Below are 24911 nucleotides of genomic sequence, written 5' to 3' on the forward strand. Positions count from 1 at the left end.
TTTCTTCCATAGATACAGCTTTTCTACTGCTGCCTCTGCAATAATATACTATCAGCCGCTTAATCCTAAGATGTATATTTATGTGAGAATACCCTGAAAGGAGTTTTCTTCATGAATATTACATCTTTTTTAGTATATTGTTTTATTGTTACGTTTACGCCAGGCCCGACGAATATCGTCATATTATCCACTGTCCATAATATTGGGACAAAAAAGGCGATGGAATATACGTATGGTGCTACGATTGCTTTTGGTCTGCTGCTTATGATTTCAGCTATGCTGAATACGATCCTTATGGAGGTCATACCAAAAATCTTAATCGTCATGCAGTTAATCGGCAGCTTTTATATTTTCTATCTCGCTTATAAAATTTTTAAGTCAGACACATCAAAGCCAGCTGCAATCCAAAATGGCACCTTTATGTCAGGCTTCCTGATGCAGTTTTTAAATCCAAAGGTCGTTTTATTTACAATGACTGTTATTCCCAGCTTCATCATGCCGTATTATACGGAAGTGCCGGCTGTGACAATGAGTGTTCTCGCCATCACGATTATTGGATTTTTAGCATTTATTACATGGGTGCTGTTCGGTACCATTTTCAAGGCGTTTTTACAGAAGCATGATAAAATTGTGAATATAGTCATGGCCATATTTTTAGCTTATTCCGGCGTGATGATCTGGATGTAGGCATGCTGTTAAGGGGTGAGTCCAATGGACAAATTTATCTATAAAAAATCGGCAGGGATTACTGCGTTGTCAGCAAGTATTTCTGAATTTGCTTATAAAAAGCATGCTCACGCTGAATATGCAATAGGTGTGACGCTGCGCGGCATTCAGCATTATACCCTGGATGGCGGTCTGCAATTATCCTATCCTAATGGCGTTATGCTTTTTAATCCGGAACAGGCACATGACGGAATGGCGCATGATGAGACCGGTCTTGACTATGTGATGTTATATATTGACCCTCAGCTGATTTCAGATGTCAGCGGGACAAAGGATATCGTCCGTTTTTCAAATCCCGTTGTGTATGATGATCTGCTTGAACAAAAAATATTGACTCTTTCTCATGCTATATTAAGCGAAAAAGATGAAGCACTATGCAGTGAATTGCTTTTATCTCTCACAGATCATCTCATTCAAACTAAACTTTCATCATATGATAAGAAAGATAATGCTCTAATTAGAAAGGCGAAGAATATGGTTCATGGGAGCTTGGAGAATGTACTTAAACTGGACGACATATGTAAAGAGCTGAATTTATCAAAATACCAGTTTATCAGATTATTTAAGGCTCATACCGGAATTTCACCATATCAGTATTTTCTCAACTGCAAGATTGAACGCGCCAAGCAGGTAATCGAAAAGAATAAAGACATCTATGCAGCTGTTACTGAATGTGGTTTTGTTGATTTAACTCACTTAAATAAGCACTTTAAAAGCGTATATGGGACGACAGCATTTGAATATATTTCACATTTAAATTGAGGTTAAATTAAGGAGGTTGAGCTTTGGATATTATTTTTTTTGAAAGAAAGTTTCCAAGTGCGAATATGATTCTGATCAAGGATGAACTTCCAATCCTTATTGATACTGGATTTGGCAGTGATGTCAAAGAAACTGAGCAATTAATAAAAGAAGCAGGCGTTTCACCAGAAGAACTGCACCTTATAGTCAACACGCACTACCATAGTGACCATGCGGGAGGCAATTTTCATTTTCAAAAAAATTATGGTGTTAGGATTGCTGCTCATAAATGAGAAGCGGAATTAATTAACTCTTGTGATCCCGAAGCCTGCAGTGCAGAATGGCTGGATCAGTCTGTAGAACCTTATCGTGTTGATACTAAACTTTCAGATAAAGATGAAATTCAGACAGGAAGCAGAACCTTTAAAGTCCTGCATACACCTGGACATACATTAGGGCATATTTCTTTGTATGAACCTGAAGAAGAGGTATTAATTTGCGGGGATCTTTTTCACCAAAATGATATCGGATGGTTGAATATCTTTCGTGAGGGTGTTTCATCAATCCAGCGATCGATGGAAAGTCTGGAACGGCTGTCGGAACTCCGGATCGGGCAGGCCTATTCAGGACATGGGCCTCAAATCGAGGATCCTCTGGCTGCCATTGATACAGCAAAGAGACGGTTTGAAAAGTGGCTTAAGGCGCCAGAAAAAGTGTCATGGCATGCCTGCAAGCGGATTTTTTCATTCACCTTAATCATGAAAGATGGATTGGCTAAAGAAGAGATCAGCGACTACCTGCTAAAGTGCGGATGGTTCCAGGATTTTGCACGCTATTCTTTCCAGCTGCAGCCTGAAGAATTTATTCCAGTCCTGCTCGATGAAATGATTCGTTCCGGAGCAGCAAGCTGGCACAATAATCATTTGGTCGCCAACACCCCATACCAGGCACCGCAAAAGGAATGGGTGAATAAGGATATAAAGCCAAAATATTGGGAATTTGATACATAAACAGCAATTAAAAACTGGGCTAATAAGATGAATACCGTTGATAATTATTGTAATATTCAGTCGTTAATTGATATATTGTTTTAAGCCTTCGGAGGGAGATTAATATGCTTTTAAAAGTAGGGAACATGATTACATTTGAACGGACTTTTACAAAAAGGGATGTTGAATTATTTACAGAAATATCAGGTGATGAAGGAATTCACCATATAACCCCGGATGAACAAGGGAGGCTTGTAGTCCAAGGATTATTAACGGCCACACTGCCAACCAAAGTGGGCGGAGACGCAAACGTGTTGGCCCGTACGATGAATTTTGAGTTTTTGAGACCTGTCTTTACAGGAGATACAATCATATGTGAAGTAACGATCGATAAATATGAAGAGCAAGATCATAATAGAATGGCCATTGCTGCCTCTTTCCTTTGTACGAACCAGAATAAGAAACAAGTACTAAGAGGGAATTTTGCGGGTGTGATATTATCTTAAATGGTGCATATATTGAGCAGCTGCCGAGTAAGGCAGCTTTTTCTTTTTGTGCTAAACAATATTAATATTGCAAAATATGGAACTTCTGAAAATGGAATTCGTAATAGTATGAAAGAAGGAGGGATTACATGGTCTGGTTACTCCTGTTAGCAGTGGTTATCTGGTTTAGTTTCTTTTTGCGCAAGAAACTCTCATTTAAATTTGGTTTATCTCCCAAATCTTTAGACATAAAACCGATTAAAGGGTTAAAAAAGCTAAGTGATCACCTGGAGAAGTCTCTTAGTAAAAGTTATATGGGAAACGTAGAAGAGAGGGTAATGAAAGAAATTAAGCTAAAAGAAAATGAGTACAGCTGGCGTCTGCTGGATTTAAAACGCTACTTTATTTTGACTTCTCTTTTAAAGGAGTCCCCTATGTTCAGTGAAAAAGTCGATGATCTGTGGCATCATATGCTCATGTTTACCCGTGAGTATGATGATTTTTCAAAAGAATATTTAGGAAGCACTCTTCATCATAGTCCCAATCTAAAGAAGTCACCTGAACCCGATGTACGCGGATTTTTTGATTGGGTGTATGGTGAGCTCTTTTTCATAAGAAAGGAAAATATCAAACTTTATAAGGGATTTTACAGATTCCCTGTACCTCCAAATATAATTGATGATTTTAAGTGTTTGCCGGAAAATGAACTAATTGAGCTCTATTTTAAGCGTGATAGCCAATATATGGCTACTGTGCTCTCGCTTATTTCTGCTATGAAAAAAACTGCAAAGAAAGTAAAAAACTATGAAAAAAGCGTCATACAAGAAATGATGAGAAAAAGGAAAAATCAGCAAAACTATAACGCAATGCTGGTTCCTTTTTTATCTGTATCGTATTTTCATTATGATGATTTTGCCAGTTACATGAAAATCAGCTGCAAGATCTCATCAAGCTGTACAAGCTGCGGGTCGGGCAGCTCCTGCAGTTCCTGCTCATCCTGCAGCTCCTGCTCAAGCTGCGGCGGGGGAGGAGATTAATAAGGGCTGTCCCGCACAATTATGCGGGACAGCTTTTTTGTTTTGGAATTTACTTAAGTTCTAAAGGGGCCAATACATATAAAGCAGTAGAAAATTTCAACCATATTGTGGACGGAAAATGGATCAGTTACTGGTAAATTAATGCTAAGAAAATGAAGGACAGGGGTTAAAAAATGATTAATGGACTGTATGAAGCACATTTACCAGTAAGTAATATCAATAATTCGATTGAGTTTTACAGGGGCTTGGGGCTGGCTTTAGCAATAAAATACGAAAAAACGGCATTTTTTTGGATCGTTAAGAACGAAAGCTGGCTGGGATTATGGGAATGTGACCAAGCAAAAATGAACTATCATCCTTCCATCAGACATATTGCATTTAGAGTAGATTTAGAAGATCTGAAGAATGCAAAAGAGTGGCTTGAAATGCGAGGCATTGAAATGCGTGAAGAATTCGGCTTTAAACCTCTTGAACCCATTGTACTGCCAGACCAGACGCATGCTATGGTCTATTTTCATGACCCAGATGGAAATTCATTAGAATTTATCTGTAAATTATCATCTGAGCCTGAAGATAAACCTAAGATGTATCTAAGCGAATGGGAAAAGTATTTGGAGAATAAAAATTAAATTTTTTCTTTGTTAGACGAAATGGGCAGGGTAGAGGAACAAGGGTTATAATGAAAGAAAAAGCTTTATTGAAAACTTGTACAAAAAAGGGTGCGTCTCATGCCGATTAATTCTTTTGAAAACTATCCTATGACCTGGAAGCCATCCCTTGATAAAAAAGAAAAGCCCATTTATCAAGCGCTGGCAGGGCAATTGGAAAAGGATATTTTAAACGGAGTGTTATTGCCCGGAACCAGGCTTCCTCCACAGCGGGAACTGGCCGATTATTTAGATTTAAATGTGAGCACCATTTCAAAAGCATTTAAAGTGTGTGAGTTAAAGGGGTTATTAAGTGCAACGGTTGGAAGCGGCACATTTGTGTCCTATGATGCTCTATCGAATGCGTATTTACTTGAAGATACGAAGCCGAAGCACTTAATTGAAATGGGAGCAACCCTTCCGGATAATGCTTCTTTCGAGCCGCTGATTCTCCAGCTGAAAAGTATGCTGCAAGAGACCGATTATGAAAAATGGTTTGGCTATGGCCGGGGAGGCGAAAGCCATTGGCAAAAGAATGCAGCGGTAAAGCTTATCCGCAGAGGCGGGTTAGAAACAACTGCTGATCACATTTTATTTGCGAATGGCGGTCAAAATGCTATTGCTGCTGCACTGGCAAGTCTATGTAAGCCCGGAGAGCGCATTGGAGTTGACCAGCATACATACCCTGGCTTAAAAACGGCCGCAGCGATGCTTAGTGTGCAGCTGGTGCCAATAAAAACAGACAACTATGAAATGAGTCCGGCGTCTTTTGAATATGCGTGTAAAAATGAAAATATTAAAGGTATTTACTTGATTCCGGATTATCATAATCCGACAGCTTCCTTTATGTCGGTTGGGAATCGAAAAATGATCGCAGCCATTGCCAAAAAGTATAATCAGTTCATTATCGAAGATGCATCATACCATCTTCTAAGCAAAGAGCCGCTGCCGGCAGTCGCATCCTTTGCACCAGAACAGGTCATCTATATTGCAAGCTTATCTAAATCATTTGCACCGGGCTTGCGGCTGGCCTATACAGCAGTGCCGAGTCAATTCAAGGAATCAATTTCAAGGGCGCTTTATAATTTAAATGTTTCCGTTTCTCCATTACTGGCAGAACTTGCAGCACGTACAATTGTATCGAATCAATTTGAAGCCTTAATTGAGGGACATCAGGAGCAGACGATCCTCAGAAATCAACTCGTTAACCGATATTTGGCAGAATTTACGTGTCTAGGCGCTGAAACAGGCATTTTTCGCTGGCTGCTATTGCCAGGAAAGATTACAGGTGCTGAATTTGAAACGCTGGCTAAGCAGCATGGAGTACAGGTGTTTGCAGCTGAACGTTTTGTAGTTGGAAATAGTTGTCCGGAGAGGGCTGTAAGAGTTTCTGTTTGTGCACCGGAAACGCTTGAAGAGCTTGAGAGAGGTTTGATCATCCTTAAACGCCTGTTAAACAATCATATCTAATATTGTTCGCCATACAATTATAATATTGTATGGTTTTTTTTTGCGTGTTAAGATGATTGAAATCTAGTTGGAATATTATGAAAATAAAAAGGGAGGTGAGTTTTTGTTACCGTTAGACGCGCAATCTGCCTGGCTGCAAAGCTACATAAATTCTTCAGAAAAACAGAAGCAACTATACAAAAGAACATTAATTGTCATTGTCATATCCCAAATTTTTGGAGGAGCAGGACTTGCAGCAGGAATTACAGTAGGAGCACTTCTCGCGCAAAACATGATGGGGACAGATAGTGTAACAGGAATTCCAACCGCGTTATTTACTTTAGGGTCAGCAGGTGCTGCGCTGCTGGTGGGACGGCTTTCTCAGCGGCTTGGACGCCGTCCTGGACTTGCGGTAGGATTTTTGGCTGGAGGCATAGGTGCCATTGGAGTAGTGGTTTCAGCAATAACAAACAGCATTCTGCTATTATTTATTTCACTGCTCATCTACGGGGCGGGGACGGCTACAAACTTGCAGGCGCGCTACGCTGGAACTGACCTGGCAAGCCCCGCACAGAGGGCAAAGGCTATTAGTATGGCCATGGTTTCCACCACATTCGGTGCTGTCGCAGGACCTAACCTGGTGGATGTAATGGGGGAGTTTGCTATATCCATAGGAATTCCTGCTTTAGCCGGTCCTTTTATATTAGCGGCTGCGGCGTATATACTGGCTGGATTTGTTTTATTTTTGTTCCTTCGTCCTGATCCTTTTATTGTGGCAAAAGCCATATCAGATGCACACACTAAAGCCAATCATTTAGAGAAAAGCTCTATTTTGGCATCGATAAACAGGCGAGGCACTTTTGCAGGAGCGGCTGTAATGGTTTTAACTCAATTTGTGATGATGGCCATTATGACAATGACCCCTATACATATGGGACATCATGGACATGATTTGAATGAGGTGGGGCTTGTCATTGGATTTCATATAGGTGCGATGTTTTTGCCTTCATTAGTAACTGGTATTCTTGTTGATAAAATTGGCCGTGCGGCTATGGCTGCTGCTTCTGCTATTACGCTGCTTGCTTCTGGCATTTTGGCTGCAGCAGGACCTGGTGAGTCGATGCTCATACTCAATATAGCCCTTGTTTTACTTGGGCTTGGATGGAATTTTGGCTTAATCAGCGGCACTGCTATTCTGGTAGATTCAACTCATGCTTCTTCCCGGGCTAAAACTCAGGGTTCGATCGATGTATGGATTGCTTTGTCAGGAGCATTAGGAGGAGGATTATCCGGAATAGTTGTAGCACATTCCAGTTATGCAGCCCTTTCCATTGCAGGTGCTGTCCTTTCATTACTGCTCATTCCCATTGTAATATGGGCAGGTATCTATCAAAAAGAGAAAAGTATAAGCATTAGTGACTGAATTTTCAGTATTAAAACAACTCCAAAAATAGAAAAGGAATGTGTATAAATGGAACATAAATTTGCTGAGAGAGCTCGCTTTGTAACATCTTCTGAGACACGTGAAATATTAAAAGTAACAGAAAGACCGGAAGTAATCTCTTTTGCGGGAGGACTGCCGGCTCCAGAACTGTTTCCTGTAGAAGCTCTGAAGGAAGTATGCAATGCTGTATTGAATGAAGAAGGTGCGGCTGCCCTTCAATATAGTACAACTGAAGGATATATTCCTTTGAGAGAAGCTATTTGTCAGAGAATGAAAAGTGCTGGGATTGACTCCAGCATTGAAAATGTTCTTATTACATCAGGATCCCAGCAGGCAATCGACCTGACTGGAAGATTATTTATCAATGAGGGAGATACTATTATTTGTGAAAGCCCAACTTATCTTGCAGCCATTAATGTATTCAAGTCATATAATGCAAAGTTTGTTGAAGTAGCCATGGATGATGATGGAATGGTAATGGAAGAGCTGGAGCAAATGCTGCGAGATCATCCTGATGCAAAATTTATTTATACGATTCCTGATTTCCAAAACCCTACTGGCCGCACCTTAAAACTCGAAAGACGAAAAAGAATGATTGAGCTTGCTAATCAGTATGATGTGCTGATTGTAGAGGATAACCCCTATGGAGCTGTAAGATTTGCTGGAGAGGAACTCCCGCCTGTGAAACATTTTGACACAGAAGGCAGAGTCATTTATTTAAGCACTTTCTCTAAGATTTTCACTCCAGGTCTTCGGCTAGGATGGATTTGTGCAGACCAAACTTTCATTGATAAGTATGTTGCTTTTAAGCAAACAGCTGACTTGCATACTGACAGCTTTGCTCAAAGAATTACCGCAAAGTATATGGAGCTTTACGATATCGAAGAGCACATAAATAAAATCAAAGCTGTTTATAAAGAAAGATGCACAGCTATGTTATGTTGCATTGAAGAATTTTTCCCAAAGAATTTGTCTTACAGTAAGCCAGAAGGAGGTTTATTTATTTGGGTAGAGCTCCCGGAGGGCATTGATTCAGCACATATATTTAAAGAGTGCCTGAAAAACAATGTTGCTTGTGTTCCTGGTGTTCCTTTCTTTCCAAATGGCACACAAACAAATACATTGCGTTTAAATTACTCCAATATGTCTAAAGAGAAGATTATTGAGGGGATGAAGCGTATGGGAGAAGTATTGCACCGGGAAATACAAAATGATTCAATGCTGACAGTCTGAAGAGACCTATATGGATGGCAGGAAAGAAGGTTATTATTGCTGGTACGGGGTTTGAATTCACAATTTGGCGGCCATCTTGAAGGTGCCTTTCTGTCAGCTGAACAGGCAGTTTTTGAAATCGTTAAATTAAATAATAACCTTTTTACGACATGAAATTAAGCTAGACAAAATTAAATCCAAAGATAAGTGGAGAGAGAAATCAGGATTGGAAAGATGTGGTATTTTAACAGTGTGAATACATGATTTCTCCATCACACCTTTTTAATCCCTGTTTCTATATGATAAATATTCTAAAAACCTCTTGGATGCAAGAGAAAGTGATTTTTGGTCTCTCATAGCAATACCAATATTTCTAAAAGCAGGAACTTCTAGCTCTTTCGCTATAATTTTGTGTGGAATACGCTGTAAAATCAATTCTGGTAATATACTGATTCCCAGCCCGTTTTCCACCATAGACATAATTGCATAGTCATCCCAAGTTGTAAAATTGACTTGCGGAGAAATATGGTGCATCTCAAAAATTTCAGAGATCTCTGCTTTTGCTCCCTTTTCCAATAGCATAAACGGACTGTTCAGTAAGCCGTTGATTGGAAACTTCTCGCAATTTACATGCGGATGATTTTGCGGAATTACAACCAGCAAACGGTCTTGCTCCAAAAAGATCGTTTCAAGTTCTGCTTTTGACGGCAGCCGCACAAAGCCGAAGTCCACACGTCCATCTAAAACCCATCTTTCAATTTCTGTATAATCACCAAGCAGAAGTTCAAAATCAATCCTCGGGTAATCCTGCTTAAAAACTCTGATCATGTTAGGGAGCCAATGAGTCGCTACGCTGGAAAATGTCCCAATACGAATCATCCCGGATTGTATATGGTGTAAGTCTTCGATCTGCGTCATTAAGATTTCATACTCATTGCAAATCCGCTTCAGTTGGGGCAGCAATTTTAAGCCATCAGAGGTTAAACTGATACCCGCACGGCCTCTTTCAAAAAGGGAAACCCCCCATTCCGTTTCTAAATCGTTTATCATACGGCTGATCCCAGACTGTGTATAGTCCAGTACTTCGGCAGCTTTCGTGAAGCTGCCGAATTCTGCTGCTTTGACAAATGCCATATATTTTTGGATATTCATAGCTCTTTTCCTTTCCCATCTGGTTTTGTCATGTGTACCATGAGAAACATTCGTTTTTGTAATGTGTGACACCATGATATGTTATTACTATCAAAAATTCAAGACAGGAAAGGAGAACAAAAAAAATGTTTTTTGTGAGTGAAATAATGAAAAAAGCACCGGTCTGCTTTAAGTCTCCGCCGCAAGAAAGGGGCGTCAATAACTTCCTAACCTATGCTAATCACATTCCGACTGAGATTGAAATGTGAAATTAAGCAAACATATTAAGAATCTGCGAAATACAAGCTGATTCGCAGATTGGCAGGAGCAGACGATGAATTCTAAAATTCAGTTTATATTATCAATGATTACTTTCGGTACAATTGGTCTGGTGGTCCGGTACATTGACTTAGCTTCGAGCGAAAGAGCTTTACTAAGCAGTTTCCTGGGATGCATATTTTTACTGTTGATATTCTTTATGATGAAGAAAAAAATATCATGGAGTTTAGTAAAAACGAATGCTTTTTTATTGATTCTTTCAGGCATTGCATTGGGAGGGAATTGGATTTTTCTTTATCAATCGTATGACTATACGACCATTGCCAATGCAACGCTGGGTTATTACTTTGCGCCTGTGCTTGTGATGATTCTTTCACCGTTTGTACTTCGGGAACAATTATCCATTAAAAAAATGGTTTGTATTGGTGTAGCGATCATTGGTATGTTAATGATTGTAGGAGAAGGCATGAGTGCATCGGAATCAGATGATATTCTTGGACTTTCCTTTGGATTAATCGCAGCTGCATTTTATGCTGCGTTATTACTATTAAATAAATTTATCAAAGAAATGGGAAAGTTAGAGCAGACCATTATTCAGCTTGGAACAACCACGTTACTGCTTATGCCATATGTTTTCCTTGCCGAAGGATTTGGCATCTTTGAAATATCGAGTTCTTCCATCCCTTATATGCTAATTTTAGGAATCGTCAACACAGGGATTGGGTTTTGGTTATTTTTCTCTGGTATGGAAAAATTAAATGGGCAGAGTATAGCTATGTTAAGTTATGTAGATCCCTTTGTAGCTATATTGATTTCTGCAATTATTGTGCAAGAACACATGACAATTGTTCAAATGCTTGGTGGTGTATTGCTAATAGGCTCTACACTTGTTAGTGAATTTAGATCAGTCAATTATTCAAAACAATTAATGAAAACACCTGCTGAATAAATTTAAAACAGTGGGAAGCACTTGTTTCCCACTGTTTTTTTGGGGGGGTCATAATCATAGAATTTGTGAAACCTTTAACTTTAAATTACCTTGTCAAGGTCGATAATACGTTTTTACATTGTGAAGAATTGTACTTATTGTAACGGTAGTAATGTTCAGGATCAGCTGGCAAATCAGGCGGCTTTTTTTATTAACCAAGCAAGGCAGGTTTTGTGAAGAAGGAATTACTTCTTTATATTGGAATTATTATTAAATGAATTAAAAATATCCCCCTCACAAAAATGAGGGGGATAACTTATTTATCCTGTGCAAGTTCTTTTCTATTGGGAGCAAGCGGCGGCTGTTCTAACCACTTGTTCTTCACCATAATGCCGAACCATTTTCGGGTGACTCTCAAGGATTTCAGAATTGCTTTTTCATAAGTTAAGGCCAGGTCTGTCCGCATGGATCCGGCCAGGCCTGTTCCGTAATATACTTGTGCAGTCTGCACCAGGAAACCCAGATGATATAACATTAATTTATCGGAAAACGGAGAGTCCTTTGACGTTGTAACTTCTGATTCCCACGACATTGGGACTGGCAAGTTATCCTTGTGCAATATTTTTGAAAGAGCCTGGAGGTTTTCATCGGCTGTTTTTTCTAATTCCTCAAAAAACTTCCTTATATCTTTCGATTCTGTGACTTGGCTGAATCCGATGGAAAGTGCTTTTGCCATAACTCCCTTTTTAATGTTAAGGGAGATACTGATTATTTCTGTAGAAGATAAACGTCTTCCTTTTCCGAAAAATCCATCAGTAAAATCTGTTGCAGTAATAATTTCAGGGCTTTCGGCAGGATAAAAATAGGGATCTCTCTGAAAAACTCCTTTTTTCAGAAGCAGCTCAATGGTTAAATCGTACATATTTTTGGCATCATCTACACATGAGCTGTAAAACTCCCGTATGTCTTTTCTGACCGAAACACCTAAAGCGGTTGTATGACCTAACAAACCATGGATAGTCATAATATGTAAATAATTCAGGCAGAATATGTCTGAAAACAATCTCTCAGCACCTTTATTGAGGTCGGACTCCGAAAAACCAATTGGAATTGGAAATCCATCCTTCTCAATGAAGGAGACAAGCTGCTTCTTTTGCTTTTCCCCTGTCTTAATTGCTATTTCAAAAACTTGTTTTATTTCTTCGTCTTCTATAATTGAATTCATATACCTATTTACAATCTCGGTCATTGTTCCGTTTACATACTCCCCCCATAGGGTTCCTATTTCGGAAGATGTAAGCTTTAAATTATCATTTTCCAATTGTTCTCACCTCTTCCGTATTTTTTACCAATACAGAATGATATATGCAGTTCTTTGGCTAAACCACTTGTTCTCGGTACTTACTTCCAAAATGGATACGGAATCTTTTTTTGTGCAACTTTTAAGTTGCGTGTGTTGACAAGCAACAAACGGGTTGCTTATAATCATAATATGAATTGGGACAAAGACGCTATATTCAAAGCACTTGGTGATTCGACCCGGCGGCTTATATTGGACGAACTGTCCGAACGCAAAGAGATGACGCTATATGAACTGACGGCTCGTCTCATTATGAAGCACGGCCTTTCCATTTCGCGGCAGGCAATAGCTAAACATCTTTCAGTATTGGAAGATGCACAGCTCATTAGATCCGAACGAAAGGGAAAATATCGGGTAATTATTTTTAATAACCAGCCACTTAAGAATCTGCTGGAAAGATGGCTGGAGTAACCTTACTAAAAGCGGAATAAGGATTCATACAGAGGTACGTGTGGGCTTTGCTGGAAGCCCGTTACAATTATCAAAGGAGGCAAATACATGTTGAAAGTTATTGTTACCAGTATCTTCGTCCAGGATCAGGAGAAGGCATTGAAATTTTATACCGAAACGCTGGGGTTTGTAAAAAAGCATGACATCCCAGTCGGGGAACACAGGTGGATCGCCCTGGTTTCTCCCGAAGATCAAGATGGGACGGAGCTTTTGCTGGAACCTAATGTACATCCGGCTGCCACAGAATATCAAAAGAAGATTTTTGCAGAAGGAATTCCGGCCACAATGTTTGGCGTTGCTGATCTTCACGAAGAGTATAACCGATTAATAAACCACGGAGTGAAGTTTACTATGGAGCCGACAGTAATGGGGGATGTCACATTGGCTGTATTCGATGATACATGCGGCAACCTTATTCAAATAGCGCAGAAGTAGCTTTATAAAATAAAAGAAATTCTTGTCTGTAAGTAAGGCGGTGAACAATGGACAGACAGCTGAAAGTGGAATTTCAAAGATCAAAGTCAGGCGATAAAGATGAGCGTTATGAAGCTTATCAGCACATTTTAAATGCTACTGACAAAGAAGTTGATTGGGCGTATGAAGTATGGGATCAGCTAGTAGAGGACTTGACTCATAAAGATAACCATCAACGCTCCCGTGCAGCTCAATACTTAGCTAACCTGGCTAAAAGCGATCCAGAGATGAGAATTATGAGGGATTTCCCTAAGCTGTGGGAGGTAACAAAAGATGAAAAGTTTGTTACAGCCAGACATAGCCTTCAATCTATATGGAAAGTCGGGATTTCCGGTACACCCCAAAAAGAAATGGTCATGGAAGTAATGGCTGAACGTTTTATTAATGGAACAAATGAAAAAAATTACACGTTAATCCGTAATGACATCCTTCAAAATATGAAAAATTTATATGATCGTCTGAATGATGAGGCTATCAAACAAACAGCTTTAGATTTGATTGATACTGTTGATGACAAAAAATACAAGAAAAAGTACTTGGATATATGGAAATAGATCAAATTGCTGAAGATAAAGGTCTTCAGCTTTTTCTTATAATGTTGGGTAATATATACACAGACAAAATAGAATACATTATTGCAATATAATGGATGATAGAGGGACGAACGTTGTGATTCTGTTTGCAACACTCGAATAATGTCAATTCCTCCCGAATTCTTTTATATCAAAGGAAATTGGGGAGGATTTAATAATGTTATTGAGATTTAAAAACATGCTAATGGCCCTCGTGGCTGTGGTTCTCATGCTGGCTGCTCCTTCGTTTACAGAAGCGGCGCTCGGGGATCGTACACTTGCCAATGGATCATCAGGGTCAGATGTGGCCGAATTGCAGGATTACCTGATGACAAAAGGGGTATTCCCTTACCATACTTCGACAGGATACTATGGAAGCATCACGGTGGAAGCCGTCAAGGATTTTCAGCGTAAGCGTAATCTGAAGGCTGATGGAATTGCCGGACCGCAGACTAACCACGCACTAAAAGTGCTTAGATACGGGGACATTGGAAAGCAGGTCATCCAAATTCAATATCAATTAAAGCAAGCAGGGCACTATAAATCTAATTTAGATGGTATTTATGGAAATGGCACAGTGAGCGCTATCAAGAGCTTTCAAAAACAGCAGGAACTGGCTGTGGACGGAATTGCCGGACCTGCCACAAGAGCAGCGCTCGATCGAAAGTCCCAACGTGGCACAGCGGCAGGCAAAACATTGACTGTGGAAAGCACAGCATATACAGCGAGTTGTGATGGCTGTTCAGGTGTGACCAGGATGGGACTTGATTTAAAGAAATATCCTGATGCAAAAGTGATTGCGGTTGATCCCGGTGTCATTCCGCTTGGCTCCATCGTGAAAGTGGAAGGCTATGGAACTGCAATAGCAGCAGACATTGGCGGGGGCATAAACGGAAGTTCAATCGATGTGTTCATTCCAAACCAGGGCGATGCCCTTCAGTGGGGGAGAAAAAGAGTTCGTGTGGAAATAATCGAATAGGTATGGGACTGTCCCGCACAATCATGCGGGACAGCTTTTTTGTTTTAAAAAACTCTAAAGCAATGGGCCGGGGTATATGGGCAAAATCTCACCAGAGGAAGAAGGACAGCGTGAAATTGAAATTGGTCCAAACCGGTGTGCGATCAGGTAGAAAATAGAGGTTCCGGGAATTCCTTAGCAACAAGATCCTGATACGCATCAGGATCTTGTTGCTTTTTACATAGATTTATAGTGATTAATCTGAATAAAACATTTCATTTGACAAATTTATTATTTTCATAGCAAAAGAATGTTGACGAAATGAATATTAATATATAGAATTAACTAAGTGATAATAATTATCATTTTCAAATACATATATAAAGGTGGAAAGAAAACATGAACTTATCGAGATTACTAAAGCCTTTTATTGCCACAACAGCTCTAGCTCTGGCTCTTGCCGGGTGTGGGGGAGAAGGCACATCTGAAGGTGAAAAAGAAAAAGACACCGCTTCCAAAAAGGAAGAGCAGGTGGTCAATGTCTATACTGCCAGACATTATGAAGCAGATGAACAAGTCTACAAAGATTTCACAGAAGAAACCGGCATTAAGGTTAATGTCGTTAAAGGGGAAGCGGAAGAGCTGATTGAGCGACTGAAGCGTGAAGGCGAAAGCACGGAAGCCGACTTATTTATTACAGTGGATGGCGGTGTCCTTGCACACGCGAAAGATAATGATATTCTTCAGCCGGTTGAATCCGACGTGATCAGCGAAAATGTTCCTGAGAACATGCGTGATAAGGAAAACAAGTGGATTGGAATGGCGACCAGAGCACGTGTCATCGTGTATTCAAAGGATAGAGTTTCACCTGATCAATTATCAACTTATGAAGATTTAACAAGTGATAAGTGGAAGGGCAAAGTGCTTGCCCGTTCTTCAACAAGCCTTTACAACCAGTCTTTGCTTGCTTCTTTCATTGAGTTGAATGGTGAAAAAGCGGCTGAAGAATGGTCAGAAGGCATTGTGAAAAACTTCGCTCGTCAGCCGGATGGCGGTGACCGCGATCAGGCGAAGGCTATTGCAGCCGGCACTGGTGATGTAGGGATTATGAATACGTACTATGTGGGATTGCTTGCCAATTCATCAGACCCTGAAGAAGTGAAAGTGGCAGAAGTTCTTGGTGTATTCTTCCCTAACCAGGAAACAAACGGCACACACGTGAATATCAGCGGAATTGGTTTAACGAAGCACAGCAAAAACCCTGAAAATGCAACGAAACTAATCGAATACATGACTGGAAAAGAAGCTCAGGAATATTTATCAGCAAACAACTATGAGTTCCCGGTTAACCCTGACGCAGAAAAGCCTGAAATCCTTAAGTCATGGGGCGACTTTAAAATGCAGGAGCTTGACTTTGATACTTTAGGAAAGCATAACCAAAAAGCGATTGAAATTTTTAATAAAACAGGCTGGAAATAAACATGAATACGGAATCTGTTAAACATTTTTTTCGAAAAGATTTTAACGGATGGTGGCTGGTAAGCTTGATTGGGGCTGCAATTATTTTGCTGCCCATCTTGTTTATCTTTTTTTCTATTTTCCAGGAACCGAATGAAAACTGGTTTCAGATTAGGGAATATCTATTAAAAACTTATGCTGCCAATTCGATTATTCTTGTAGTGCTGACAGGGCTATTTACAGCCATACTAGGGGTGAGCCTGGCCTGGCTCGTTGCCGCATACGATTTCCCGCTGAGGTGCTTTTTTAGCTGGGGGCTTATTCTCCCGCTGGCCATTCCTCCCTATATCGCTGCTTACACCTATCGGACGATGTTAAGCTACACAGGGGTCGTACAGGTTACATTAAGGAACAAGTTCGATTATCAGATCAATCCGGAGTGGCTGTCAATCTCCTCACTGAGAGGGGCCGTATTTATATTTACGATCTTTCTTTTTCCGTATGTATACATTATCTGCAGAGCGTTTCTTGAAAACCAGAGCTCTTCTTTCCTTGAAAATGCAAGGCTGCTGGGAAGAAAGCCTTTTTCGATTTTTGTAAGAATTGTCCTGCCGCTCTCCAGGCCGGCAATCGTGGCCGGCGCTGTGCTTGTCATTTATGAAGTCTTAAGTGATTACGGAGTAACAAGCTATTTTGGCATCCATACGATTACGACAGCCATCTTCCAGACATGGTTTGGCATGTATGATGCAGATTCAGCCATGAGGCTGGCGGCATGGCTAATGGTCATTATCGTTGGATTATTTTTTATAGAAAAATTGCTCAGGCAGGGGAGACGCTATAATATCAGCAGCAAATCAAGGCCTCTGGTCCGCAAAAAGCTAAAGGGGCTTCAGGCAGCAGCGGTGTTCAGCTATTGTTCGGCCATCTTCCTGCTCGGGTTCTTTATACCTGTGGTACAGCTGCTGGCATGGACCAGGCTGACCTTCGCAAAGGTATGGAACGACACGTTCTTTACCCTGTTAAACCAGACTGTTTTTGTTGGGATGATCTCTACGGCGCTGATACTCTTATTTGCTGTGATTATCGCCAATGTAACGAGGTCGCATTCGAACGGAGCCTATGTCTTATCCAAGCTCGCAACAGCCGGCTACTCGATTCCAGGGGCGATTATTGCGATTGGCATCCTTGCGTTATTTATTGAACTTGATTCTTTGCTTGCGCCATTTTATGCTTATATGGGATGGGGAAAAGCTCCCCTTATCTTAAGTTTATCTCTGGCTATGCTCGTAATTGGCTATACCATCCGTTTTATGGCAACAGGCTATAATGCTGTTGAAATCGGATTTGAAAAAATCGGGCCAAAATACACTGAGGCATCCAGAATGCTCGGGTTCGGTGTCACCAAAACCTTTTTCAAGGTGGATTTACCGCTGATCAAAGGAGCTTTATTCAGCGGGTTTATTTTAACATTTGTAGAGATTATTAAGGAACTGCCTTTGGCTTTGCTGCTCAGGCCGTTTAACTTTGATACCCTTGCCACGAAGACCTATCAATACGCAAAAGATGAGATGATTCATGAAGCAGCCATCCCTTCTCTCATGATTATCCTCATAAGTGTTTTATCTGTTGCAGTGTTCCAAATGATTGATAAGAAGGTGAAGAAATGAACATCCTTACCATTCAAAATCTGACATTTTCATTTCCAAAATCCCGTGTTCCTGTAATTGAGAATTTTTCTTTTAGAGTGGACGAGGGGGAAATCGTTGGCATACTCGGACAGAGCGGCAGCGGTAAAAGCACGCTGCTCAGATTGATTTCAGGTCTTGAAATTCCGAGGTCGGGAAGAATTGAAATCGCAGGCACGGAAGCAGCTGGAGAGAAGACGTTTATACAGCCGGAAGCCCGCGGAGTGGGCATGGTATTCCAGGATTATGCCCTGTTTCCTCATATGTCAGTAAAGGATAATCTTTTATTTGGCTTATCACGCCTCCCGAGGAAGGAAAGATATCCTCGTGTCAGGGAGATGCTTGAGCTTGTTCAGATGACAGAGTTTGAGAAACGATATCCGCATGAGCTAAGCGGCGGTCAGCAGCAGCGGATTGCTCTGGCAAGGGCTCTGGCTCCCAAGCCCAAGCTGCTGCTGATGGATGAGCCATTCAGCAATTTGGATGCGAATTTAAAAGGATCGATAAGGGATGAGCTTCTGATGATACTGAAAAAGGCAAACATGACCTGTATCATGGTGACGCATGATAAAGAAGATGTGGAAGCCATCTGCGGCAGAAGCATCGTATTTGGAAAAGCGGAAGGCAGACCAAGTGAAGCTCATGGGAAGGAAAGTAAACTTACGTTTGTAAGGTAGCTCTGTAAGGCCCGCTAAAGAAGCGGGCCCTTTTGCTGTTCTGCCAGACACTTTATTTTGGAAGCTTTCATAAATTGTTCATATTTATTTGCTATAGTACTTTGGTATAGTAAGAGAAGAAGACAGAATAAGGATGTGAAAATGATGAAGATCAAATTGGTTCTTGCTGCTTCACTGATTTCTATGGCATTAGCTGGATGTGGACAAGCAGATTCCAAGGATGATGCTGTTTCAGAGACTGAAGACATCAAAGCATTAGTGAAGGATTACAGCGTTGGAAACATAAAGACCGGATCTGCCTCCATTAGCTCAGAGCAGCTGATCGTTAAAGAATCGGACGGAGAAGAATTATCCTATGATCTGCCGGAAGAAGAGTTCTTCGTATCGATTGCCCCTTACGCTAATGAAACGCACCCTTGAACGAATCATAGCTTGACAGGTTGTCAAGGTGAACTGGCTGAAAAAGAGTTTGATGTATATATTGAGGATTCGGAAGGCAATGTGATTTTGGATGATACGATCAAAACCCAGGCTAATGGATTTTTCGATTTATGGCTTCCAAGAGACAAAACTTATCAAATAAAGATTAAGCATGATGGAAAAGCATCAGAATCGGAAATTTCAACGTTTAAGGATGACGCTACTTGCATTACCACGATGCAATTAACATAAAAGGATCTGCTGCAGGCTATTACCTGCTATCGAGCTGCCATTAGGCGGCTCTTTTTTTGAGAAATCGTATTCCTTTTTCTGGATATTATGTATAATAATATTCAAATGTATATTTGAATGTAACGCGGGGAGCGATGGCCATGAAAAAGTATGAAGCTGTCATTATTGGCGGTGGTCAAGCCGGATTAGCGATGGGATATTTTTTTAAAAAAGAGAAGGTATCCTTTGTGATAATAGAAAAAAACGGTGGGATTGGGGACTCCTGGAGACAAAGATACAATTCCCTTGTTTTATTTACTCCGCGCCAGTATAGCGGTCTGCCCGGACTGCAAATGAGAGGTCCATCAGAGGATTTTCCGACGAAGGATGACATAGCAGATTATCTGAATGACTATGTGACGCATTTTGATCTTCCGGTCATGCTGGATACGAACGTCACTCAGTTGAATAAGCTGCCAGACGGTTCATTTATTATAGAGACTAACAGCGGTATCATTAAAGCTCAACAAGTTATCATCGCAGCTGGTGCATTTCAAAAACCTTATATACCTCCTCTTATTAAAGATGGAACAGGTGCTTTCCAGCTTCACTCTTCAGAATATCGATCCCCGGAAGAAGTGCCAGGTGGTGAAGTATTGATTGTGGGTGGCGGCAATTCAGGTGCGCAGCTTGCTGTGGAGCTGGCCAAAGCTCGCAAAGTCACAATAGCTGCTGGACATCACATGAAATTTTTACCCTTAACAATACTGGGGAAAAGCATTTTTTATTGGCTGGAAAAACTCGGGCTGCTGTTTGCGGGGAAAGATACGATTAAAGGCAGCTGGTTTCAGAAACAGAAGGACCCGATTTTTGGAAAAGAGCTGAAAATACTCATTCAGAATAAAAAGGTTGATGTAAAGCCAAAAGTTTTACAGGTCAGTGGTACAGAAGTTCTCTTTGGAGATGGGACTCAGAGGAACTTCGAAAGTATCATCTGGACTACGGGTTTTGTTCCCTCATACGATTGGATTCATATAGATGGTGTGGTCTCTGCTGAAGGAAAACCGGTACATAAAAGGGGAGTGACTGAAATATGTGGGCTCTATTTTATAGGTCTGCCCTGGCAATATCAGCGAGGATCCGCTTTGATTTGTGGAGTTGGGAAAGATGCGGAATATTTGCTTAGTGTAGTGCTTTTTAATAGAACATAGAATGATTAAGTCATATAAACTATAACAAAATGAAGAGAGGACAGCGCCTATCATGGAAAACGTATCAAATGCAGTTAAATTGGAATCCATCAAATCCTTTCAATCGACAATCGGTAAACTTGGAAAGGCCCTGACTCAGATGACTGAGAAAGGTGCCAATACTACTCTGGTAGAAAAGCGGTACAAAGCATGCTGCATCGGCTTGGCTGTCCTGGAGAATGTATGGAATCAGCGGCCCCATCCTTATAACGGGGAGGATTTAGCAGAAGCCAGCAAAGTTCTTAGTGGTTTAATACCTTCAATAGAGAGCGCTTATGCCAAATTAAAAGATGGAAGTCCCCAGAGGATACTTTTGGAAAGAAGAATAAAAGCGTTAGAGCTGGCTGCAGAAGCACTTGAGGATTTTCATGAAAGAAATAGCACTAATAGTGTTGAATAGTTATCGAAAGTAAGAAATATGGGGGAGTTAAAATGCAAAAGTGGCTTGGCTCGGCGGGAGTTTGCATTAGAGGGGATAAGGTTTTAATGGTATTGCAGGGGGCAGCAGACGAACCGAAACGATGGTCTGTTCCTTCAGGCGGTTTGGAAGAAGGAGAAACGTTTGAGGAATGCTGCATCAGGGAAGTAAGGGAAGAAACAGGGTTTGAGGTGAAGGTTATACAGCCTATTTTCAATAAAGTGAGCTGCAGCGGGGAAGTAAGATATTTTGAAGTGGAGATTATTGGAGGAAAAGCAGCCATTCAGGATCCTGATCAACTAATTTATGACATTGACTGGAAGAGTCTCGAGGAATTAAGAACCTTAGAGTTATCCTTCCCCGAAGATCGAGATTTTTTAATTACTCTATTTTCTTTTACTTTCTGTAGAGAAGATTATTGAGTGGAATTATAAAAGTGCTGGATCTTATGAAATATAAGAAAGATGTAAATCCAGTTAATAAAAGTAAGGTAATTTGATTCTAATGAAAAACACAGCTGCAGCGTTCAGTCTGGCAGTTATTAATATAAAGATTCGCAAACCCAGAAACAGCTGCTTAACCAGGCAGCTTCTTCTTTAAAACTCAAAGTCCAGGTTGGCTAAAAAGGAAAAAGGATGAATGTAAATCCATTTATCCTTTTTTGTATTTAGCCTCTGTCCACAAAAACACACTCATGATAAATTTAGCTATCGTTATGACAATTAAATAACCAGCAAATAGATAGATATAATTTGTGTTTCCATAAAGCCTCATTAGCCCTATTGCGAACAGAACCGGCTTAAAGATAAATGCCATAACCGCAGAGGTAATGATCATATACAGATAGTAATTCTTTTCCCGGTTTATCGTCCATTGGTAAACAAGCATAAAAGTAACAGGAACGAAACTCGAATCAAGGGTTAACCCTGGCAGCATGGGGATCACTGGGAAAGGATAATTTAGATATCCTGAATTTTTTGAGAACAAATCGATATATCCAAATATTACATGAATACTGTAACCATAGAAACCAAAGAAAAATATTTTGTTTTTATCAATTTTAAAAAATAGGTAGATAAGAGGGCCTATAAGAAGAGATGCCATTAACCAGTATTCAAATGAAGTATAAAGCTCAAAATCTAACCAATACTTATTTAAAGCCTCTTGTCCCTCTTTTCCCATTCTCACTATATGATCAAATTGCTCAAGTCGCTTATCCGGCATTTACCGAGTCACCCTTATAAAGTATATTTAAGGATATTTTAGCTCTATAATAGGAAAATATTCACAAGAATTCATAATGTCGGAAGACTCTTGAGTATATAATGTATTTTGATATTTTTAATAAAACAACAGTTTTCGGGAGTGTGAAAGAGAAGAACGTAAAAAAGATTGAAATACACTTTAAGTAAAGGGTGCTTTACTTTAAAAACGTTGCAGCAAGTATTGTGGGAAAATAAAGCGTATTAAAAATATTTAGAGCTTAGAAATATTTAATTGACAATTTGATCTATATAAATTATTATCACTTTAAATAATTAAAAAGCTGAATAGTTTTTTCTTCTTATCCAGAGAGGTGGAGGGACTGGCCCTTTGAAACCTCGGCAGCAGGTTCTGATGAATACTGTGCCAATTCCAGCAAGCGCATCGCTTGAAAGATGAGAAGAGAGTATAAAAAACTCTCTTCTTTGGAGGAGAGTTTTTTAGTTGTTTGTAAATCCTACTTAAATGATAAGAAAAGTAGATATTTGAAAGATAGGGAGAGAAAGAAAAATGAAATATGGTTTCTGGCTGCCGATTTTTGGAGGATGGCTGCGGAATGTCGAAGATGAAAGTATGCCGCCAACCTTTGAGTATGCTAAAAACGTCATTCAGTCGGCAGAAGAATGGGGATACTCGACTACGTTAATCGCGGAATTATATTTAAATGATATTAAAGGACCGGGCCATGATTCTCTTGAAGCCTGGTCCACGGCTGCCGCGCTTGCCGCAGTGACAGAGAAAATTGAAATTATGACCGCGATTCGTCCCGGTTTTCATAATCCGGCAGTAGCAGCAAAAATGGCCGCTAATATTGATCAAATCAGCAATGGCCGTTTTACCCTTAACGTTGTTTCTGCCTGGTGGGCCGAAGAAGCGCGCCAGTATGGCGGTGTTTTTACAGAACATGATGAGCGTTACGCCCGCACCGAGGAGTTCATTGATGTGTTAAAAGGGTTATGGACAGAAGATACCTTCAGTTATTCCGGCCAATTTTACAACTTAAACGATACAAAGCTTGCTCCTAAGCCTGTTCAGCGGCCTAATCCGATTCTGTATGCAGGCGGTGAAAGTGAAAAAGGCAAGCAGACCATTGCCGAAAAATGTGATGCTTATGTGATGCACGGCGGAACGGTAGAAGAGATTGAGACAAAAATAGCCGATATGAAGGCGAGGCGTCAACAAGCGGGCAATGTGCCATTCAGCTCATTCGGAATGGCAGCGTATGTTATTTGCCGTGAGACAGAAGAAGAGGCACTCGCTGAGCTTGAAAAAATCACGACTGTGAAGGATTCCAGCGGTTATGCCGGCTTTAAGGACTTCACGACAAAGTCACATCTGGAGCAGCAGATTCAGCTGCAGGATTACTCTGTTTCCAATAGAGGTCTGCGTCCAAATCTAGTAGGAACACCAGAACAAATTGCTGATCGGATCCTGCAATATGAAGAAGTTGGGCTGGACCTGCTGTTGCTGCAATTTTCACCTCAGCTGGAGGAAATGGAACGCTTCGCAAAGACCGTTATGCCGTTAGTGGAACAAAAACGCAGTTTAATAAAGAGCTAGAAAGGGGCCTGAATAGTGAGCAAGGTATACGTTATACATGAAAATAGTGAGTGGACAGTCCATTTGACAAAAAGATTGGAGGAACTGGGTGTTCCTTATGAAGAATGGCATTTAGACGAAGGAACGTTGGATTTATCGGCAGAACCGCCGGAAGGTATTTTCTATAGCCGTATGAGTGCTTCTTCTCATACACGTGATCACCGTTTTGCGGCTGAATTTTCCGGACAAGTATTGGCCTGGCTTGAAGCACATGACCGTGCGGTGATTAATGGAACGAACGCTTTAAAGCTGGAAGTAAGTAAGGTTTTACAATACTTGGAGTTAAATAAATCTGGTGTGAGGACTCCAAAAACTATTGCAGCGGCTGGAAAACAAAATATCCTAAAGGCAGCCGAAGCATTTGCCGGACAGCCGTTTATCACAAAGCATAATCGTGCCGGCAAAGGTCTGGGTGTTCAATTATTCCATAGTATTGAAGCTTTAAAATCTTATGTGGAAGGCCCTTCCTTCGAAGAACCGGTAGATGGCATTACTCTTATTCAGGAATATATTCAATCACCTGAAAGCTATATCACGCGCTGCGAATTTGTTGGGGGCAGATTTGTTTATGCTGTCCGGGTTGATACTTCTGAAGGATTTGAACTTTGTCCGGCGGATACCTGCCAGATTGGCGACTTATTTTGTCCCGTAGGAGAAGAGGTTGAAGAAAAGCCTAAGTTCCAGATCATTGATGAATTTGAAGACGAAACTTTGGAAAAATATAAAGAGGTTCTGGCCAGGAATGATATTCAAGTCGCTGGAATCGAATTTATCAGAAATGCTGAAGGTGACATTTTTACATATGATATTAATACAAACACAAACTATAATTCAGATGCGGAAGCGAAAGCCGGTAAGTATGGCATGCTCGAATTAGCTGCTTTCCTAAAGAAGATACTAGAAGAAAAATACGCTGCAGCAGCATCTGTATAAATTGAATTTCAAAGATCGGCTGTTCATTACAGCCGATCCTTTTTTAACCAATCGGGAAGCTTAAATGAAAAGGGAAGTCATGAATAGGGTGG

Annotated in this window: 25 protein-coding genes, 2 pseudogenes and 1 riboswitch; of the genes and pseudogenes, 24 read left to right on the plus strand and 3 right to left on the minus strand. The window is 40.5% G+C overall.

Annotated features, from left to right (window positions below; all coding sequences use genetic code 11):
* The first annotated feature begins 111 nt into the window (after window positions 1-111).
* The 9 genes and pseudogenes from NAF01_RS03470 (at window position 112) to NAF01_RS03510 (ending at window position 8751) form a co-directional block, all read left to right on the plus strand.
* A complete protein-coding gene (locus NAF01_RS03470) occupies window positions 112-687 on the plus strand; it encodes a LysE family translocator (protein ID WP_163143884.1) in 576 nt (191 codons plus the stop codon).
* 24 nt (window positions 688-711) lie between these two features.
* A complete protein-coding gene (locus NAF01_RS03475) occupies window positions 712-1488 on the plus strand; it encodes a helix-turn-helix domain-containing protein (protein ID WP_163143882.1) in 777 nt (258 codons plus the stop codon).
* A 65-nt stretch (window positions 1489-1553) separates the two neighbouring features.
* Window positions 1554-2477: pseudogene (locus tag NAF01_RS03480) on the plus strand (MBL fold metallo-hydrolase).
* Between the two features lie 104 nt (window positions 2478-2581).
* A complete protein-coding gene (locus NAF01_RS03485; protein WP_163143880.1) occupies window positions 2582-2962 on the plus strand; it encodes a hotdog family protein in 381 nt (126 codons plus the stop codon).
* 128 nt (window positions 2963-3090) lie between these two features.
* Window positions 3091-3978 (plus strand): glycine-rich domain-containing protein, encoded by an 888-nt coding sequence (locus NAF01_RS03490; RefSeq protein WP_250801749.1) that lies wholly within the window; start codon window positions 3091-3093, stop codon window positions 3976-3978.
* Window positions 3979-4151: 173 nt separating this feature from the next.
* Window positions 4152-4607, plus strand: a complete 456-nt coding sequence (locus tag NAF01_RS03495) for a VOC family protein (RefSeq protein WP_250801750.1) — start codon at window positions 4152-4154, stop codon at window positions 4605-4607.
* A 99-nt stretch (window positions 4608-4706) separates the two neighbouring features.
* Window positions 4707-6095, plus strand: a complete 1389-nt coding sequence (locus NAF01_RS03500) for an aminotransferase-like domain-containing protein (protein ID WP_250801751.1) — start codon at window positions 4707-4709, stop codon at window positions 6093-6095.
* Between the two features lie 103 nt (window positions 6096-6198).
* The gene (locus NAF01_RS03505) at window positions 6199-7497 is read left to right on the plus strand and encodes an MFS transporter (RefSeq protein WP_250801752.1); all 1299 of its coding nucleotides are present in this window, start codon (window positions 6199-6201) and stop codon (window positions 7495-7497) included.
* Window positions 7498-7545: 48 nt separating this feature from the next.
* A complete protein-coding gene (locus NAF01_RS03510; RefSeq protein ID WP_250801753.1) occupies window positions 7546-8751 on the plus strand; it encodes an aminotransferase-like domain-containing protein in 1206 nt (401 codons plus the stop codon).
* A 261-nt stretch (window positions 8752-9012) separates the two neighbouring features.
* On the opposite strand, the gene NAF01_RS03515 is transcribed toward NAF01_RS03510, so the two are convergent.
* On the minus strand, window positions 9013-9882 hold the full coding sequence (locus tag NAF01_RS03515; RefSeq protein WP_250801754.1) for a LysR family transcriptional regulator: 870 nt from the start codon (window positions 9880-9882) through the stop codon (window positions 9013-9015).
* A 313-nt stretch (window positions 9883-10195) separates the two neighbouring features.
* On the opposite strand from NAF01_RS03515, the gene NAF01_RS03520 reads away from it, so the two are divergent.
* Window positions 10196-11089, plus strand: coding sequence for a DMT family transporter (locus NAF01_RS03520; protein ID WP_250801755.1), 894 nt, complete (start codon window positions 10196-10198; stop codon window positions 11087-11089).
* 295 nt (window positions 11090-11384) lie between these two features.
* Here the strand turns inward: NAF01_RS03520 and NAF01_RS03525 are convergent, their stop codons facing one another.
* Window positions 11385-12389 carry a DUF3231 family protein gene (locus tag NAF01_RS03525; RefSeq protein WP_250801756.1) on the minus strand — a complete coding sequence of 335 codons (1005 nt, stop codon included), beginning with the start codon at window positions 12387-12389 and terminating at the stop codon, window positions 11385-11387.
* A 171-nt stretch (window positions 12390-12560) separates the two neighbouring features.
* On the opposite strand from NAF01_RS03525, the gene NAF01_RS03530 reads away from it, so the two are divergent.
* The 12 genes and pseudogenes from NAF01_RS03530 (at window position 12561) to NAF01_RS03585 (ending at window position 21446) form a co-directional block, all read left to right on the plus strand.
* A complete protein-coding gene (locus NAF01_RS03530; protein ID WP_061792423.1) occupies window positions 12561-12839 on the plus strand; it encodes an ArsR/SmtB family transcription factor in 279 nt (92 codons plus the stop codon).
* Window positions 12840-12929: 90 nt separating this feature from the next.
* The gene (locus NAF01_RS03535; RefSeq protein ID WP_048009761.1) at window positions 12930-13313 is read left to right on the plus strand and encodes a VOC family protein; all 384 of its coding nucleotides are present in this window, start codon (window positions 12930-12932) and stop codon (window positions 13311-13313) included.
* A 47-nt stretch (window positions 13314-13360) separates the two neighbouring features.
* Window positions 13361-13906, plus strand: coding sequence for a hypothetical protein (locus NAF01_RS03540; protein WP_250801757.1), 546 nt, complete (start codon window positions 13361-13363; stop codon window positions 13904-13906).
* 196 nt (window positions 13907-14102) lie between these two features.
* Window positions 14103-14903, plus strand: coding sequence for a peptidoglycan-binding protein (locus tag NAF01_RS03545; RefSeq protein WP_250801758.1), 801 nt, complete (start codon window positions 14103-14105; stop codon window positions 14901-14903).
* Between the two features lie 76 nt (window positions 14904-14979).
* A pseudogene (locus NAF01_RS03550) lies at window positions 14980-15054 on the plus strand (hypothetical protein); the annotation flags it as partial.
* A 227-nt stretch (window positions 15055-15281) separates the two neighbouring features.
* Window positions 15282-16361 (plus strand): Fe(3+) ABC transporter substrate-binding protein, encoded by a 1080-nt coding sequence (locus NAF01_RS03555; protein WP_250801759.1) that lies wholly within the window; start codon window positions 15282-15284, stop codon window positions 16359-16361.
* A gap of 2 nt (window positions 16362-16363) precedes the next feature.
* Complete coding sequence (locus tag NAF01_RS03560; protein WP_250801760.1) at window positions 16364-18010, plus strand: ABC transporter permease; 1647 nt, start codon at window positions 16364-16366, stop codon at window positions 18008-18010.
* Window positions 18007-18705, plus strand: coding sequence for an ABC transporter ATP-binding protein (locus NAF01_RS03565; RefSeq protein WP_250801761.1), 699 nt, complete (start codon window positions 18007-18009; stop codon window positions 18703-18705). The genes NAF01_RS03560 and NAF01_RS03565 overlap by 4 nt, the downstream gene beginning before the upstream one ends.
* A gap of 144 nt (window positions 18706-18849) precedes the next feature.
* Window positions 18850-19377, plus strand: coding sequence for a CueP family metal-binding protein (locus tag NAF01_RS03570; protein ID WP_250802415.1), 528 nt, complete (start codon window positions 18850-18852; stop codon window positions 19375-19377).
* 140 nt (window positions 19378-19517) lie between these two features.
* Window positions 19518-20567, plus strand: coding sequence for a flavin-containing monooxygenase (locus tag NAF01_RS03575; protein WP_250801762.1), 1050 nt, complete (start codon window positions 19518-19520; stop codon window positions 20565-20567).
* Window positions 20568-20619: 52 nt separating this feature from the next.
* The gene (locus NAF01_RS03580; RefSeq protein ID WP_250801763.1) at window positions 20620-21006 is read left to right on the plus strand and encodes a hypothetical protein; all 387 of its coding nucleotides are present in this window, start codon (window positions 20620-20622) and stop codon (window positions 21004-21006) included.
* Between the two features lie 32 nt (window positions 21007-21038).
* Window positions 21039-21446 carry an NUDIX domain-containing protein gene (locus NAF01_RS03585; protein ID WP_250801764.1) on the plus strand — a complete coding sequence of 136 codons (408 nt, stop codon included), beginning with the start codon at window positions 21039-21041 and terminating at the stop codon, window positions 21444-21446.
* Window positions 21447-21675: 229 nt separating this feature from the next.
* On the opposite strand, the gene NAF01_RS03590 is transcribed toward NAF01_RS03585, so the two are convergent.
* The gene (locus NAF01_RS03590; protein WP_250801765.1) at window positions 21676-22248 is read right to left on the minus strand and encodes a hypothetical protein; all 573 of its coding nucleotides are present in this window, start codon (window positions 22246-22248) and stop codon (window positions 21676-21678) included.
* A gap of 337 nt (window positions 22249-22585) precedes the next feature.
* A riboswitch (SAM riboswitch) is annotated at window positions 22586-22689 on the plus strand.
* A gap of 108 nt (window positions 22690-22797) precedes the next feature.
* On the opposite strand from NAF01_RS03590, the gene NAF01_RS03595 reads away from it, so the two are divergent.
* A complete protein-coding gene (locus NAF01_RS03595; protein ID WP_250801766.1) occupies window positions 22798-23847 on the plus strand; it encodes an LLM class flavin-dependent oxidoreductase in 1050 nt (349 codons plus the stop codon).
* A 15-nt stretch (window positions 23848-23862) separates the two neighbouring features.
* Window positions 23863-24819 carry an ATP-grasp domain-containing protein gene (locus NAF01_RS03600; protein WP_250801767.1) on the plus strand — a complete coding sequence of 319 codons (957 nt, stop codon included), beginning with the start codon at window positions 23863-23865 and terminating at the stop codon, window positions 24817-24819.
* Window positions 24820-24911 lie beyond the last annotated feature (92 nt).

Source organism: Cytobacillus firmus, assembly GCF_023657595.1.
Classification (GTDB): Bacteria; Bacillota; Bacilli; order Bacillales; family Cytobacillaceae; genus Cytobacillus; species Cytobacillus firmus_B.

What these genes read in the sequence shown, in the direction of transcription:
- NAF01_RS03470 (WP_163143884.1), top strand. Translation starts at nt 112, where the DNA reads ATGAATATTACATCTTTTTTAGTATATTGTTTTATTGTTACGTTTACG.
- NAF01_RS03475 (WP_163143882.1), top strand. Translation starts at nt 712, where the DNA reads ATGGACAAATTTATCTATAAAAAATCGGCAGGGATTACTGCGTTGTCA.
- NAF01_RS03485 (WP_163143880.1), top strand. Translation starts at nt 2,582, where the DNA reads ATGCTTTTAAAAGTAGGGAACATGATTACATTTGAACGGACTTTTACA.
- NAF01_RS03490 (WP_250801749.1), top strand. Translation starts at nt 3,091, where the DNA reads ATGGTCTGGTTACTCCTGTTAGCAGTGGTTATCTGGTTTAGTTTCTTT.
- NAF01_RS03495 (WP_250801750.1), top strand. Translation starts at nt 4,152, where the DNA reads ATGATTAATGGACTGTATGAAGCACATTTACCAGTAAGTAATATCAAT.
- NAF01_RS03500 (WP_250801751.1), top strand. Translation starts at nt 4,707, where the DNA reads ATGCCGATTAATTCTTTTGAAAACTATCCTATGACCTGGAAGCCATCC.
- NAF01_RS03510 (WP_250801753.1), top strand. Translation starts at nt 7,546, where the DNA reads ATGGAACATAAATTTGCTGAGAGAGCTCGCTTTGTAACATCTTCTGAG.
- NAF01_RS03515 (WP_250801754.1), bottom strand. Translation starts at nt 9,882, where the DNA reads ATGAATATCCAAAAATATATGGCATTTGTCAAAGCAGCAGAATTCGGC.
- NAF01_RS03520 (WP_250801755.1), top strand. Translation starts at nt 10,196, where the DNA reads ATGAATTCTAAAATTCAGTTTATATTATCAATGATTACTTTCGGTACA.
- NAF01_RS03530 (WP_061792423.1), top strand. Translation starts at nt 12,561, where the DNA reads ATGAATTGGGACAAAGACGCTATATTCAAAGCACTTGGTGATTCGACC.
- NAF01_RS03540 (WP_250801757.1), top strand. Translation starts at nt 13,361, where the DNA reads ATGGACAGACAGCTGAAAGTGGAATTTCAAAGATCAAAGTCAGGCGAT.
- NAF01_RS03545 (WP_250801758.1), top strand. Translation starts at nt 14,103, where the DNA reads ATGTTATTGAGATTTAAAAACATGCTAATGGCCCTCGTGGCTGTGGTT.
- NAF01_RS03555 (WP_250801759.1), top strand. Translation starts at nt 15,282, where the DNA reads ATGAACTTATCGAGATTACTAAAGCCTTTTATTGCCACAACAGCTCTA.
- NAF01_RS03560 (WP_250801760.1), top strand. Translation starts at nt 16,364, where the DNA reads ATGAATACGGAATCTGTTAAACATTTTTTTCGAAAAGATTTTAACGGA.
- NAF01_RS03565 (WP_250801761.1), top strand. Translation starts at nt 18,007, where the DNA reads ATGAACATCCTTACCATTCAAAATCTGACATTTTCATTTCCAAAATCC.
- NAF01_RS03575 (WP_250801762.1), top strand. Translation starts at nt 19,518, where the DNA reads ATGAAAAAGTATGAAGCTGTCATTATTGGCGGTGGTCAAGCCGGATTA.
- NAF01_RS03580 (WP_250801763.1), top strand. Translation starts at nt 20,620, where the DNA reads ATGGAAAACGTATCAAATGCAGTTAAATTGGAATCCATCAAATCCTTT.
- NAF01_RS03585 (WP_250801764.1), top strand. Translation starts at nt 21,039, where the DNA reads ATGCAAAAGTGGCTTGGCTCGGCGGGAGTTTGCATTAGAGGGGATAAG.
- NAF01_RS03590 (WP_250801765.1), bottom strand. Translation starts at nt 22,248, where the DNA reads ATGCCGGATAAGCGACTTGAGCAATTTGATCATATAGTGAGAATGGGA.
- NAF01_RS03595 (WP_250801766.1), top strand. Translation starts at nt 22,798, where the DNA reads ATGAAATATGGTTTCTGGCTGCCGATTTTTGGAGGATGGCTGCGGAAT.